The sequence below is a fragment of the Streptomyces sp. NPDC093094 genome, from assembly GCF_044754345.1.
In the GTDB taxonomy this organism is placed as follows: domain Bacteria; phylum Actinomycetota; class Actinomycetes; order Streptomycetales; family Streptomycetaceae; genus Streptomyces.
In genome coordinates this window covers 85,550-99,279 of sequence record NZ_JBIVOX010000008.1, presented here as the reverse complement: position 1 = coordinate 99,279, position 13,730 = coordinate 85,550, and the positions used below count along the sequence as shown (strand labels likewise).

General features: G+C 74.5%; 9 protein-coding genes. 6 read left to right on the top strand and 3 right to left on the bottom strand.

Annotated features, from left to right (window positions below):
* Window positions 1-12: 12 nt before the first annotated feature.
* Window positions 13-528 (bottom strand): hypothetical protein, encoded by a 516-nt coding sequence (locus ACIQGV_RS18570; protein WP_402496042.1) that lies wholly within the window; start codon window positions 526-528, stop codon window positions 13-15.
* Between the two features lie 390 nt (window positions 529-918).
* Between ACIQGV_RS18570 and ACIQGV_RS18565 the strand changes: the two genes are divergently transcribed.
* From ACIQGV_RS18565 to ACIQGV_RS18550, 4 genes are all read left to right on the top strand, one after another.
* Window positions 919-2,025, top strand: a complete 1,107-nt coding sequence (locus ACIQGV_RS18565) for a macro domain-containing protein (protein ID WP_402496040.1) — start codon at window positions 919-921, stop codon at window positions 2,023-2,025.
* Entirely contained in the window at window positions 2,022-2,753 is a 732-nt protein-coding gene (locus tag ACIQGV_RS18560; protein WP_402496037.1) for a hypothetical protein, read from the top strand. The genes ACIQGV_RS18565 and ACIQGV_RS18560 overlap by 4 nt, the downstream gene beginning before the upstream one ends.
* A 1-nt stretch (window position 2,754) precedes the next feature.
* Window positions 2,755-3,408: an RES family NAD+ phosphorylase gene (locus ACIQGV_RS18555; RefSeq protein ID WP_402496034.1), complete on the top strand. Its 654-nt coding sequence runs from the start codon at window positions 2,755-2,757 to the stop codon at window positions 3,406-3,408.
* 64 nt (window positions 3,409-3,472) lie between these two features.
* Complete coding sequence (locus ACIQGV_RS18550) at window positions 3,473-8,056, top strand: CHAT domain-containing protein (RefSeq protein WP_402496031.1); 4,584 nt, start codon at window positions 3,473-3,475, stop codon at window positions 8,054-8,056.
* Between the two features lie 199 nt (window positions 8,057-8,255).
* Here ACIQGV_RS18550 and ACIQGV_RS18545 read toward each other — a convergent pair whose 3' ends face one another.
* Window positions 8,256-10,358: a caspase family protein gene (locus tag ACIQGV_RS18545; RefSeq protein WP_402496028.1), complete on the bottom strand. Its 2,103-nt coding sequence runs from the start codon at window positions 10,356-10,358 to the stop codon at window positions 8,256-8,258.
* Between the two features lie 202 nt (window positions 10,359-10,560).
* Here ACIQGV_RS18545 and ACIQGV_RS18540 point away from each other — a divergent pair, with 202 nt between their 5' ends.
* Entirely contained in the window at window positions 10,561-11,502 is a 942-nt protein-coding gene (locus ACIQGV_RS18540) for a hypothetical protein (RefSeq protein WP_402496026.1), read from the top strand.
* Between the two features lie 105 nt (window positions 11,503-11,607).
* The gene (locus ACIQGV_RS18535; protein ID WP_402496023.1) at window positions 11,608-11,748 is read left to right on the top strand and encodes a hypothetical protein; all 141 of its coding nucleotides are present in this window, start codon (window positions 11,608-11,610) and stop codon (window positions 11,746-11,748) included.
* 61 nt (window positions 11,749-11,809) lie between these two features.
* Here ACIQGV_RS18535 and ACIQGV_RS18530 read toward each other — a convergent pair whose 3' ends face one another.
* Complete coding sequence (locus ACIQGV_RS18530; protein ID WP_402496020.1) at window positions 11,810-13,624, bottom strand: S8 family serine peptidase; 1,815 nt, start codon at window positions 13,622-13,624, stop codon at window positions 11,810-11,812.
* Window positions 13,625-13,730: the final 106 nt, after the last annotated feature.

Genomic DNA, 13,730 nt, shown 5'->3' with positions numbered 1-13,730 from the left:
GGCAAGGTGTGCCTACGTCTCGTTGAGCACTGCGGCAGCCGCGTCGACGAAGGGCGTGATCAGCCGAATGTAGGCGCGTAACGTCTCCTGGAACTCACGGCGGTTGTCCCGGCCTGCGTTCTCTGCCGTGGCCGCCAGGGCCGTGGCGAGTGTGCCGGACATGATCAGCAGGTTCGATGCCGCGACTTGGACCGTGGAAGGGCCTTCCAGGTCGACCAGCGTCACCGCCCGACGCAGTCGCTGATGCCGGTCGCGGTGAGCGGCCAAGGCGGCTTCACACTCGGTGACGGAGAGATCGTCGACTCCTCGCAATCCGTCGGCGACGACTTGGGCCTGCTCGATGAGGTCCAGGTAGGCGACCCGCCGGGTCTGACGGGTGCCTTCGCGGCGCTGAGCCTCGACAGTCGCATCGACCTGGACCCGAGCGGCTCGGGCGTTGCCCCTGCTGGTCAGCCAGCTCGCCAGTGAGCTGGCCACGATCGCCGTCACGCCTGTGAGGCCGGCGACGAACAGCGAGTTGTCAGGCATGCCGAGGAGTCTCTCGGAGAAGGCTCCTCGGTGCCACCGTTTCCTGAGCAGTACGTGCTGTTGTGCCCGGCAGGGCTCGGAGAACGTTCGAAGGATCAGCGGATCGCCTCGACGGTCTCGCGGCGGAGACGCCTCTTCGGCGTTCTCCTCCCGCTCTCCCGGAGTTGTCCGTGAAGTCCCCGGCGGCGGGGCTCACTTCACGCAGCCGTCACCGCCTCCGGGCCCGGCCCGGCCTCGCCACTTGCGGTGCACGTCCGCCGCGGCCGCGTGCGGGACGAACCGCAGCAGGCCGAAGCGGTCGTCCGCCGGCCGGATGCCGGCTCGGGCCCGGCCCGTGGAAAACCGGCCGAATCGGTTGTGACCGCTGGGCCGCGCTGGAATCCTGGGCCCATGGCCGCCAGTGGACTGCCCGATCACGCCGCGATCCTGCGCGAGTTACGTGAGGTGCGCAGGGCCGGCATCATTCGGCTGCGGGAGCTGGAGCCACCTCGCTTGGCGGACGCCGCGCAGACCCTGGAATCCAAGGAGCCGGGTACCTCCGTCGCCGTCGAACAGCTCCTGCGCGCCGCGGTGTTCACGCTGGAGTCCGGTTCGCTGCGGGACGCCGCCGCCTACAGCCTCGGCCTGGCACCGGGCTCACGCGACTGGTCCGCGGCCGACCGCCGCAAGCGTGCCGCCCTGGTGTACGGGGTGAGCGTGGAGCGCTTCCGCAAGCACCACGAGATGATGGTGCTCGGCCAGGTCTCCGAGCGCATCCTCGACCTCCTCGCCGGGGCCCCCGAGGCCGTCGCCGCGCCGGTGGCACCGGACGCCGGGGTGCTGGCGCCCACTCACCGTCCGCTGCTGGTCGCCGCAGGCTCCCGCACCGTCCGCGTCCTGCTGCACGTGCACCCCGTGGACCTGCTGCGGGACATCGACGTCGTGGTGTCGCCCGCCAACACCCACCTCGCGCTGTCGCCGTCGTACAAGTCCTCGGTGTCGGCCTCGCTGCGCCGGGCCGGAGCCTCCCACGACCCCACGGGCGCGCTGCTGCACGACCACGTCCACGACGAACTGCGCACCTGGCACACCCGCCACGACCACCGGGTCGTACGGCCTGGCAGTGTCGTCCCCACCTCCGCCGGTGAACTGTCCCGGCAGGGTGTCCGGCGGATGTACCACGCGGTGGTGGCGGTGCCCCGCTCCGGTACCAACGACTACGACGTCCTGCCCGCGGACGTCACCCGGGCGACGGCCCGGGTGTTTGCTCTGCTCGCCGAGGAGGAGCGTTGCTTCGACCCGCCCCTGCGGTCCGTGTGCCTGCCGCTGCTCGGTGCCGGCCGGGGCGGTCTGCGGCCCGAGGAGAGCCTGGCCGCGCTCTGGGCCGCCGTCGAGGCCGAGCTGGCCCGCGGCGCGTCCTGGGAGGTCCACCTGGTGGTCCGCCGGCCGACCGTGGCCGCCCTGGTGCAGCGGATGCTGGCCGTGCGGTCGTCCGACCGGGCAGAGGCAGGGCGGTGACCGTGGACGCCCTGCGCGTGCTGGCCGCGGCGGCGGCGGGCTACGACGGCCTCGAGAGTCGGCTGACCGCCCGTGACCTGGCACGCCTGGCAAGCCTGCTCGCCGTCCTGCGGGCGGCCGGGACCACCGACGAGGCCCGGCGGGACGCGGCCGGGAGAGCCGCGGCCCTGCTGCGGCCCGTGCTGGAGCCCGATGCCGCCGCGGCGCTCGGCGCCGCGCGCTTCACCGGTACCGGGACGGATCCCGGGTTCCTGGGGTTCCGGCCCGAGGACCTGGCGGTTCTCGTGCTCGACGGGCACCGCATGGTGGGGCCGATCCTCGGCCCCGTCCGCGACCGGCTGCTGGCCGTCCCCGCGCGGGAGACCGGACCACGGCCTCGTCCCCCGAGCGACCAGGACGTGCCCGGTCCGTCTGCGCGTGACACCGGGACCGACGCCCGTGCCGGAGCCGACCCGGAGGCCGACGCCGAAACCGTGGACCTGATCGGGCTGCCCGTCGGCGGCGGTCGGTTGCGGCTGCCTGCCTTCCAGTTCGCTGCCGACGGCCGGCCCCGGCCGGTGGTGCTGACCGTCAACCGGCTGCTGGACGCCCGCCGCGACCCCTGGGGCGTCGCCGACTGGTGGCTGTCGCCGAACGCTTGGCTGGCCGAGGCCCCGCACCTGCTCCTCGGGACCCCGCGTGAGGCCGAGGTGATCGAGGCAGCCCGCTGTCTCACGGAGGCCGACTGACATGCCCCGTGCCCGACCTCCCGTGGCACTGCCCGGCACCCCCACCAGGACGGTGCTGCCGGCCGGTACTCCGCTGTTTCGCATCCACTCAGCCGCCCGGCAGGCCACCGGGCACCGGGACGTGCCCACGCCATGCCTGTACGGCGGTGGCCGGTTCGACGCCACGCCGTGCCACCGCTACGGGTTTCTCTACGCCGGTCTGAGCGTGCCGGCGGCGGTCTGCGAGACGCTGCTGCGTTCGGTGCCGTTCGCCGTCGACGGCACCCCCCGGGCCGTGCCCCGTGCCGCCGTGCGCGGACGCCGTCTGTCCTTTCTGCGGCTCGACGCCGACGTACGCATGGTCTGCCTGGTCTCCGGCCGCGATCTCGCGGCCGTCGCGCAGGACTCCTGGCTGGTCCAGGCCGAGGCGGTCGACTATCCGTACACCCGGGACTGGGGACACTGGATCCGGGAACACACCGAGTCCTGGGCTCAGGGGTTCGTGTGGACGTCCAAACGCGAGCCCGCACACCGTGCCGCCGTGCTCTTCGACGACCGGCCGACGGCGCCGGCCGTGGCGGAGACCGGGCAGCCGCCGGTCGACTTCGACACACCGCAGGGGGAGCAGTGGCTGAACGACGTCCTGGAAGCGTACGGGGCGCGGCTCGCGCCCTGAACGCCACCGGCTTGCATCAGGTCCGGCGCCCGCAGCCCACCCGTACCGCGCCGCGGTCCCGCCGGTGAGCCGTCCGCCACGCTCCGGCGAGCCCGTGCCGCCGGACGCCGCCACCACCTCCGTCGAGGACCTGCGCGCCGCACGCGACGACCTGCTCGCCCGCGCCGAGCCGTCCGCCGAGCGCCCCGCGGCGCTCCCGCCGGTATGGGTCACCCTCGCAGAGTGGAGCTACCGGATCGCCACCGTCACGGGTGACGAGGCGGACCTGCGCGTCGCCGAGCGCGTGCTGTCACGGGCCGCGTCCACCGCAGCGGCGGACGGCGAAGGCCACATGCTCCGGATCGCCCTCGGACACGTCCTGGCCGTTCGCGCCGAGGAACAGCAGTGTCCGGACACGGCCGCAGAGGCGGAGCGGTGGCTCGTCGCCGGCCTGACGGGTCTCACCGGTGCTTCCGGGCCGGAACCGCCGCCGGAACATGCGGACGCCTGCGCCCTGGCCCGCCGGCTGCTCGCGGAGCTCGCCGCGGTCCGGGCCGACCGCACCGGGGCCGCCGCCGACCTCGACAGCGCCGTCGAACGCGCCCGCGAGGCGTTGGAGGACCAGGAACCGGACACCGAGGAGGCCCTGGACCTGCACCACCGGCTGGGGTCGATGCTCGCGGCGCGGGGTGCCGACACGGCGACCCGCGAGGACCTCGCCCTTGCCGCGCGGCATCACGGCGCCGCTCTGGCACAGTTCCGGAGTCTGTTCCCGCCCGGATCCCCCGACCGTGCGGGACTGCCGTACTTCCATGCCGAGTACGCCGCCGCTCTGCTGGTCCTGGGCCGCGTCGACCGGGACCCGCGGAGGATCGCGGCCGCCGCGGAGGCCGGCGGGGCGGCTCTGGCCGCCGCCCGTGCAAGTGCCCCTGACGGCCGGCCCGACGCCGACCTGTGCTGGTTCGTCGAGGCCGACCTCGCCTGCGCCGAGGCCCTGCTGTGGTGGCAGTTCGGGGAGCAGGACCGCCTCGCCCCGGCGGCCGAGCGGGTACGCAGGCTGGCCGGCCGCCGTGACACGGAGGACCTCCTGCCTCCCGTGTACCTGGAGGTGTTCGGGCGGGTGCTCGCCGCCGTCGAGCGGAACACCGACGGGGCCGGCGCGGAGCGGAGCGGGCACCGGCAGGCCGCGGGGCAGCGAGCGGTGGAACTCCTGCGCGCCGCTGTGCGCCGATGGCGGCCCGGTGACGGGCCGATCGCTCGTCCGGCGCTGTTCCTGGCGGAGTACCAGCACCTGCGCCGGCCGTCCGACCCGGCCCCCGCCGGACTGCTCGACATCGCCCGCGCCGCCCAGGTGGTGCTGGACACCGCCGCGGACCCCGACCAGGTGCTGCCTGCCCGGCTGCTGAGGCTCTACGCCCGGGACGAACTGATCGGCTGCGGGGTGCGCGAGGGCTCGCCGGCGGACCGCGTCAGCTTCCGCCGGGCCGTACTCGCGGGGGCGGACGAGGCCCTCCCCCTGACGGCGGCGCGGGGGACCGGGGGCCGGGGCCGCACCGATCCCGACCCGCCGGGCAGGAACCCGGCTCCGGGCAGCCGGGTCCCTGCCTCCGGTCGGCGGAACACCTCTGAGCCGGATCCTTCCGACCCCGGGGAGTTCGAGAAATGGGTGGGCGAGGCCGTCGCCCCGGACGGTGACCCCGAGGACGCGCCCGCCCGCCTGGTCGCGCTGTGGCGCCGGACGACCGCCGGCGAAGGAGACCGCGCCCGTCTCGCCGGTCTTCTGCTGCAGGAGTACCACCGCGTCGACCGGGGCGCCCGCACCCACGATGCCGACACCATGGCCGAACTGTCCCGCGCCGCCCTCGACGGCGCGCATGACGACGCCGAGCGCTGTCTGGCGCACCTGCGTGCCGGCGGCGCCTACCTCTACGCCGCCGTGCAGGCCGCGGCTCCCGGTGCGGCCGAGGCCGCCGGCGGGCATCTGCGGCGGGCGGTGCAACTGGCCGGTGCCAGGGGCCTGCGGGAGGCCGAGTCGAACGCCGCCGAGATGCTGTCGGCGGCGGAAGCGCTCGCCGGGCAGGAACGGGGCGCCGCGGATCGCGTCGACACCGCACTGGAGGGTCTGCTCCGGGCCGCGGAGGAGGCCGGGAGCTCCGGCGGCGACCCGATGCACGAGGTCGGGTTGCGGGCCCAGGCCGCGCTCGTCGCCGCCTATCGGGCCGCCTCGCGGAACGATCCCGCGGCCCTCAGCGCTGCCCTGGCCGACTTGGAGGCCCTTTCCGTCCGTCTCGATCCCGCGGACCCCGCCGCCGTGGAGATCCGTGTCGTCATGGAGCGCCTCCGCCTGGTCCGTGACCACCTCGGGGGAGCCGGTGCCGTTCCGTCGGCCCGGCTTCCCGGCCGGTCCGCCGCCGTGGATCCGGCCTCGCATCCGGACCCGGACGCAGTCCGCCGGGCGGCGGCTGCGCTGGGGCCGGCGGCGGGGGCCCGTCTGCTCGGCGAAGCGGGCGTCGTGCAGGTCGCCCGTGCCATGGCCCTGGGCGCGCGGTCCGCCACCGTCCCCGCCGCGGTGCCCGACGCCGCACCGGACGCGTTCCGGGACGCACTGCGCCTGCTCCGCGACGCCGTGAGCGCGGCCGAGGACGGCAGCGCGGACTGGATGCGCTACGCGGCCTTCCTCGCCCTGTGCCTCAGCCGCAGCACCGGTCCTCCCGGGGAGTCCCGCCGGGCCCGCGTGCGCGAGCAGGACGCCGTGGTCGCCCTGACGGAGCGGGTGCTGAGGTACGCCGGCGGTCCCGAGCACCCGCACTGGGGGGAGTACAGCCTCCTGACCGCCGTCGCGCTGCGGCACCGGGGCGACCGGGCCCGCGACGACCACCGGCGCGCCCGCGCCGTCGCCGCCGAAGGGCTGCGCGGGTACGCCTATGCGGCGCTCCTGCAGTCCGCCACCGGACACGCTGCGGAGATCGGTGCCCGCGCCTCCTTCGCCGCGGCCGAGACGGCGGGCTGGTGCCTGGCCGACGGCGCCCCCGACGAGGCCGTCTCCGCCCTGGAGGGCTGCCGTGGGCTGGTGCTGCACGCCGCGGTCACCGCCCGCACCGTCCCCGACCGGCTCACCGCGGCCGGCCGTCCCGACCTCGCCGCACGCTGGCGGGCCGCCGCCCGGCCCGAGCCGGAGGGAGACGGTCTCGGTGCCACGGGTGCACGATCCCGTCTCGCCCCACTTCTCGGCGCCGGGGCCGGACCGCCCGACGGGGACGTCACCACCGTCGTCGCGTTGCTGGACGAGACCGCCGACGTGCCGAGCGGACTGCGCCGCGACGTCCTGGCGGTCCTCACCGGTCCAGGTGCCGCGGCCGACGCGCCGGACCGGCTGACACAACCGCCCGGCACCGCCCGTATCGCCGGTGCTCTGCGGGTTCTGGGCCATGACGCCCTGGTCTACCTGGTGCCCGCCACCCGTCGGTCGGCGGGAGCGGCCGTGCTGGTGTCCGCCGGCGGGACGGTCCACGGGCTGCCCCTGCCGCTGCTGAAGGCGGACGCCGAGCCGCTGGCCGCCTACGCTCCCGGCCCCGTCTCCTATCGCGACCTGGGCCCGGGGCCGGGCGGGGCCGCGGGAGGCCCGGCGGCGCCCGCGCCCGGCCCCGGTGGCGGCGGGTCGTTGCGGCGCCGGCTGGACCGGTTGGCGGCCTGGGCCGGACCGGCCGCACTCGAGCCTCTGCTGGCAGCTCTGCCGGACCTGCTCCGGCCGGTCCGGGCGGGAGGGCGGCCCGGTGCCGTCCACGGGGGCGCGGTGAACCCGGCGGGCACCGCGGCTCCGCTGCCGCGACTGCTGCTCGTGCCTCTGGGACCACTGGCCGCCGTGCCCTGGCATGCCGCACGGGTGCCGGGCGCGGACGGCCGACCGGTGCACGCCCTGGACCGTGCCGAGATCTCCTACGCCGCGTCCGCCCGGCTCGTGTGCGAGGTCGCCGAACGGGCTCCCGTGCGGCTCAGCGGCACCGCCCTGGTCGTCGGTGACCCGACCGGCGACCTGCGGTACGCGGGGGAGGAGGCCGCGGCGGTCCGGCTCGCCCACTACCCGCGCGGCCGCTACCTGGGCCGGCCGTTTCCACGGCTGCCCGCCGAGGGCCCCGGCACCGGCCGGGAGGTGCTGGACTGGCTCGGGTCGCCGCAGGCGGAGGGCGGCGTGCTGCATCTGGCGTGCCACGCCACGATCGCCGAGAACGCCCGGCACAGTGCCTGCCTGGCACTGCACGGCGGCGAACTCCCGGCCGAGACGCTCACTGCCGCGGGCCGCGCGACCGGGCAGACGCCCCGGCCGGCGCTGGTGGTCCTGGCGGCCTGCCGCAGCCATGTCTCCGGTCGTGGCCCCAACGAGGCGTACAGCCTCGCCACCGCGTTTCAGGTAGCCGGCGCGGACACCGTGGTCGGATCGTTGTGGCCGGTGCCGGACGAGGCCACCTCGCTGCTGATGTTCATGCTCCACCACTGTCTGCGCACCGAGGGACTGTCACCGGGCCGGGCGCTGCGCAGCGCCCAGTCCTGGATGCGCGCCCCGGACCGTCGGCTGCCCGTGGGCATGCCGGCCGAACTGGGCCGCCGCGCCCGCGACATCGACCCCGAGGACCTGACCGCCTGGGCGGGCTTCACCCATCTGGGCCGATGACCCACCGCAGCCCCACGCCCGGCCTCCCGGAACCGCGCGGATCCGGATCCCTGCTTCCGGCCGCCGAGTGCCTCCTGGCCTCCCGCCCCGACCGTGTCCGGTGCCGTTCGACCGCGCCCGGGTTCGTCCCTGCCCCGACCGTGTCCGGTGCCGTTCGACCGCGCCCGGGTTCGTCCCTGCCCCGGCCCGTCCGGACGGCTCAGAAGCCGTCGTCCGGGATCTCGGTGCGCAGCGGCAGCGTCCGTGCCGCCCATTCGCCGACCGGGGTGCGGCGTCCGGCGTTCCGGTCGAGCGGTGGTGTCAGGCGCAGGACGCCGTCCGTGCCGGCGTTCAGGGACCCCCGCTCCGAGGCACCTGCTCCCGGATCCCACGGCGGCAGGTGGAAGGGGGCGGTGTTCAGCTCGCCACGGGCCACCACGAGCTTCAGCCAGTCCCGGACGTACGCCCCCGGACGGACCCGGGGCAGCGGCAGCGTCAGCCAGACCGGCTCGCCGTCCAGGGCGAACCCGGTGTGCCCGGGGCCGACGAAGTGGCCCGGGAAGAGCTGCGGGTCGGCTGCGTAGCTGTCGGTCAGATCCACCAGCAGGCACCACAGTGCCTCACCGGCGGACCGGTTGCGCAGCCGGATGGACACCCGCGGCTCCTGCCACGCCCCGGGCCGTCCGGTGTACTGCCGGACGTACACCCCGTCGCCGTCGGGGAGCAGCAGCTCCTGCTCTCCCCACGGCCGGATCTCCACGTCGATGCGGCCGGCCAGCGACGAGGCCGGGGCGTCCCATTCCCGTAGCTGGTACCAGCGTGTGACGTGGCTGAGACAGGCCACCACCCGCTCCGCGTCCGCCGGTTCCCGCAGCTGCAGGTCGGGCACGGCCGGCAGTTCCGCCGGCAGCCGGATCCTGGCCCACCCCTCGGCCGTCTCCACCGTGATCGCCAGCACGCCGGGGGCCGGCGGGCGGCCGTCGCCGCGCCGCAGCAGCGGCGCCCGGCCGCCCGCGGCAGCGTCGTCCAGCGCTGTGCGCAGCAGTGCCTCCTCGCGGTGGGCCCCCGCTCCCGCCGCCAACCGGACAGAGCCAGGGGGCAGGGCCGTCGCCGACAGCCGGGCCGGGTGGACGCCGTCGGGGTCCGGCGGCTGCCAGCCGGACAGGTCGACGAGCGTGCGGTCGGCGTACACGCGACGGGCCCGCACCGTCCGGGGCGCACTGCCCGTCTGCACGGTGAACTCCGTCACGCCGACGCCGCCGGGCACTGAATCCGTCTGCGTGCCGTTCTGCGCCGGGACGGGAGCGGGCGACGAGAGCATGCCCGTCCGATCAGGTCCCTCTGCGCTCCGGGTGCCCTCCACCGTCGCCCCCACGGGCCGGACGGCATCGGGCCGGTCGGACGGGAGGGGTTCGCCGCCGTGGACCGCTCCGTCCCACAGACCGTGCGCCGCACCGCAGTTGACGTACCATCCGTCGCGTCCCCGGCTGAGCATGTGCGGCGCCGGGACGCCGGCGGCTGCACCGCCCAGGAAGGGACGGTCCGCCGGACCGCCCGGACGGTCCGGTACCAGCGTCGGATGCTGCGCGAACCCGCTGCGCTCCACCGCGGCCGCCGCCGCGGCGAACACCTCTCGGCCGGTGGCGTCGCCGTCCGCGGCCGTCAGGGCGGACAGCAGGGCATGGCTGAACACCCCGTACGTGCGGCCGTCCCAGACGCTCTCGTGGCACAGCTCGTTCAGCCGGCTGCCTGCCAGCAGCAGGTGCCGTAGCGGATCCACCGGAGCCGCCCCGGCAGCTGCGTCGGCCGCGTCCCGGAACGCTGCGGCGGGCGGCGTCGGCCAGTCCGGATCGGGCGGTGTCCACCGCACCCCCTCACCGGGTTCGTCGCGGGTCCCGCCGCCGGAGTAGCAGCAGTCGAGTACGGCGACCACCGCCGCCCCGCGGGCGGCGACCGTGTCCAGCAGCGGGCCCAGGTCCTTGTCGAGGAGCGGCTGGTCCACGCAGACCAGCGCCTGGCAGTAACCGGTGGCCTCGATTGCCCGCTGCTCTGCGGTGGCCTCGATCTGGCTGCCGTGCCCGGCGAACCAGAACACCGCGGTGTCGCCGGCGCGCGCGTGCCCCAGATGCTCCTCGATGCCCGAGATCACCGCCCGGCGGGTCGCGGCGGCGTCGGTCAGCAACCGGACGTGTCCGGTCGCGTCCGCCCGGGAGGCGAGCCGATGGGCGGCGGACCGGGCGTCGTTGACGCAGCCGTACAGCGGCCGGTGGCGGCCGGCCGGGTAGGCGTCGATCCCCACCGCGCAGACGTAGATGTTCCCCATGTCGCCAGCCTGCCCTTCCGGTGGCCTGCGTACCGGGCGATTCCGGGGCGAGGGGTGGTCGATCCCCGGTCGCCCGGCTTCGACGGCACCGTGCCTGCGCATGATGGAGACAACGTCAGGAAATACCGGAGAAGTCGGGGTCGCGGACGACCGCTTTCGGCCGCACCCGTGACCCGGTGGGGGTATTGCCAGGAGGTGGGGGATGGACGGCTCGTCCGCGCTCGTGGGGCTGGTCTTCTTGGGTGTGCTGGGGTTGCTGCTGCTCGCCGTGGTGGCCGCGGGCGTGATGCTGGTCTGGCGGCGGGCGGTGGTTCCGGTCGCGGTGAGAGGGCGACGGCTGTTCGACGAGGAGAGTCTGGGCGTCCGGCCGCCGCTCACTGTCGCCACGGTGCTCTCCCCGCGCGGGCTGAGCCGGCTGATCTTCGTGCCGCGCGACATCTACGAGGTCCGCAACAGCCTGCTGGCCCGCCTCGGGCTCCTGCGCAGCCTTCTCGGCCTGACCGTCTGGGCGCTGCTCAGCCTCCGCTACGGGGCAACGGGAATCGGTGCCTACGTCGAGCGCTTCGGCAACGAGGTCACCGACACGGTGCTGCTCGCCGTCCCGCTGGTGACCTTGGGCTGCCTGCTCGCCGTTGTGCTGGCAGCGCCCGACCAGCGCTCCCGGGCGCTGCGGGCGGTCTTCCGGCCGCTGCTGCCCGCCTGGGGCGGTATCGGGCTGGTGTTCCTGCTGCGCGCCGTGGGCCTCATCTACTTCCGGGACGACGAGGTCGACCGGGCTGCCGCGAGCGGCGGCATGACCTGGAGCGCGCTGGCCAACATGCTCCTGTCGCTCTGGGTGTTGGCGTTCCTGGTGTGCAGCACCTACTACGCGGCGCGCTACACGTTCGCCTGCGCGGACGCCCACCCCATGCTCGCGCCGGTCCTCAGTGTCGCCCTGGTATGGCTGCTGTTGGCCTTCAACCTGGCCCGTGACGCGGGGGTCAGCGTGCCGTTGCTGGCACCGCCGGCCCAGGACATCCTGCCGTACGGCGTGCAACTGTCGCTTTCTTTGGGCGGGGCCGTGCTCATGACGGTGCTGGCCGCCCTGGAGTACCGCCACCTGGCCGGCACCGGACTCGGCCTTCGGGCGGGCCCCTGGCGCTGACAGCCGGTGCAGCGGGAGTGATCTGTCCGCTGGTCACGGGCCTGCCCATTGCCGTCGTAGGGATCTCGCCGGCGCTGTGCGCACGCGATCGGTGGTCCGCGGGGCGTGCGGCTGCGGATCGCGCACAAGGCAAAGACCGACCGGGTCCGGAACGAGCTGCTGCGCACGCGGCGCGAGGACATGAAGCCGGCGAAGGCCACCGGGGCGCAGTTGCACTGCTCCCCGATGGCCCCTCAGCAGCACTGAGACGTCGTCCTCGACCGGCTCGCCGACGTGCTCCAGTGCTGAGTGCTCCGGTGTGCGCCCCTCAGAAGGTGACGTTCCAGGAGTCGATCCTGCCGGTGTCGCCGCCGGCGTTGTCGTTGACCCGGAGCTTCCAGGTGCCGTTGGCGGCCTCGGAGGAGGCGTTGACGGTGTAGACCTGGCTGATGTTGTCGGTGCTGCCGCCCGAGCGGTTGTGGACCGTGTAGACGGTGCCGTCCGGGGCGATCAGGTCGACCTTCAGGTCGCCGATGTAGGTGTGCACGATGTTCACACCGACCTTGAGGGTCGCCGGGGCGTTGCCGGTCACGCCGCTGACGGTGATCGGGCTCTCCACGGTCGTGTTGTCACCGATGGCGAAGTCCGCGGTGTTCTCGAAGTACTTGCCGGGCGGCGGGGTGCTGCCGACGGCCTTGAGGGCGTCGACCTGTCCCTCGCCGAAGAAGCCGTTCTTGGCCGCGGTGCCCTTGCAGCGGCTGTCCGACGGGCAGGCGACGTCGTTGGCCTGGGTGGCCAGCTTGTCGCGCAGCTGCGCCGGGGTGATGCCGGGGTTGGTGCTGGCCAGCAGCGCCGCCACACCGGTGACGTGCGGCGAGGCCATCGAGGTGCCGCTCATGGAGCCGTACTTGCCGCCCGGCAGGGTGCTGTAGATGCCGGTGGTGTCTCCGCCCGGGGCCGTGACGTCGACGACGTTCAGGCCGTAGTTGGAGTACGAGGCTTTCGCGGTGGTGCCCATCGCCGAGACCGTGACGACGCCCGGCAGCTCGGTCGGGATGTCCAGGCAGGCGTTGGTGATGGTGCGGGTGACCGGCGTCGAGTCGTTCGGGCTCTCGGTGTCGGTCGTCTTGTTGGCCAGGTCGATGTTGGAGTTGCCGGCCGCCGCGACCTGGAGCGAGCCCTTGCCCTCCGCGTACTCCTGGGCACGCCTGACGCCCTCGATGATCGCGGCCTGGTCGGCGTTGTCCGGGCAGTTGAACTGCCACGGGTCGGTGTAGTAGCTGTTGTTGGTGACCTTGAAGCCGTGGTCACCGGCCCACATGAAGCCGCAGACGGTGTTCTCGGCGAAGAAGAGCGAGCTGCCGGGCTCGGCGATGCGCACCGAGGAGATCTTCACGCCGGGAGCCACGCCGATGACGCCCTTGCCGTTCTTGGCGGCCGCGACCGTACCGGCCACGTGCGTGCCGTGGGTGCCGACGTCGCGCCAGGCACCCGTACGGGTGTCCGGCTTGCCGTACGCGCAGGACGCGGAGTCCGCGGCGTTGAAGTTCGGCGCCAGATCCTGGTGCTGGTCGTCCACACCGGTGTCCAGGATGCCGACCTTGACTGAGGCGGAGCCCGTGGTGACGGCCCATGCCTGGTCGGCCTTGATCTGGGTCATGTCGGCGCGGACCGGCTCGCCCGAAGGGGTGGTGGACTGCGCCGGGTTGGCGGGCAGCGCCGGGTTGTAGGCGTCCGCCGGCACGTCGGAGGTGCGGGTGGCGCCGACCTGCTGGACCCCGCTCACGCCGCGCATCGTGGCGGCGAAGGAGGCGGACGCGGAGTGGGCGGTGATGACACCGATCGCGTCGTAGTACTGGAAGACCGTTCCGCCGTTGGCTGTGACCGCGTTGCGGACCGCCGTGGTGTCACCGGGGGCGGTGATCACGAGGTAGGCGCGGGTGCCGGCGACCCAGGCCGCACTCCGGGAAGCGGGGGCCGCGGCCTGGGGCGCCGCCGCGGGGGCGGGGGCGGCGGAGCCGGAGCCGGAGGGGGAGACGGGGGCGGTGTCGGCGAGTGCGGCGGGGGCCCCGAGGCTGAGCGCCGCGCCGAGCGTGGCGGCCAGCACGAGGGTACGTCGAGGTCGGCTGGATCTGTGGGGCATCAATGCGTCCTCCGAAGACCCGGTGGTCAGGCCGGGTCGTACGAAACAGATGATGGACGCAAGATGTCATGCACACGGCCGGTTGCGGAAGTGCCTTTTGCCACAA

What these genes read in the sequence shown, in the direction of transcription:
- ACIQGV_RS18570 (WP_402496042.1), bottom strand. Translation starts at nt 528, where the DNA reads ATGCCTGACAACTCGCTGTTCGTCGCCGGCCTCACAGGCGTGACGGCG.
- ACIQGV_RS18565 (WP_402496040.1), top strand. Translation starts at nt 919, where the DNA reads ATGGCCGCCAGTGGACTGCCCGATCACGCCGCGATCCTGCGCGAGTTA.
- ACIQGV_RS18555 (WP_402496034.1), top strand. Translation starts at nt 2,755, where the DNA reads ATGCCCCGTGCCCGACCTCCCGTGGCACTGCCCGGCACCCCCACCAGG.
- ACIQGV_RS18545 (WP_402496028.1), bottom strand. Translation starts at nt 10,358, where the DNA reads ATGGGGAACATCTACGTCTGCGCGGTGGGGATCGACGCCTACCCGGCC.
- ACIQGV_RS18540 (WP_402496026.1), top strand. Translation starts at nt 10,561, where the DNA reads ATGGACGGCTCGTCCGCGCTCGTGGGGCTGGTCTTCTTGGGTGTGCTG.
- ACIQGV_RS18530 (WP_402496020.1), bottom strand. Translation starts at nt 13,624, where the DNA reads ATGCCCCACAGATCCAGCCGACCTCGACGTACCCTCGTGCTGGCCGCC.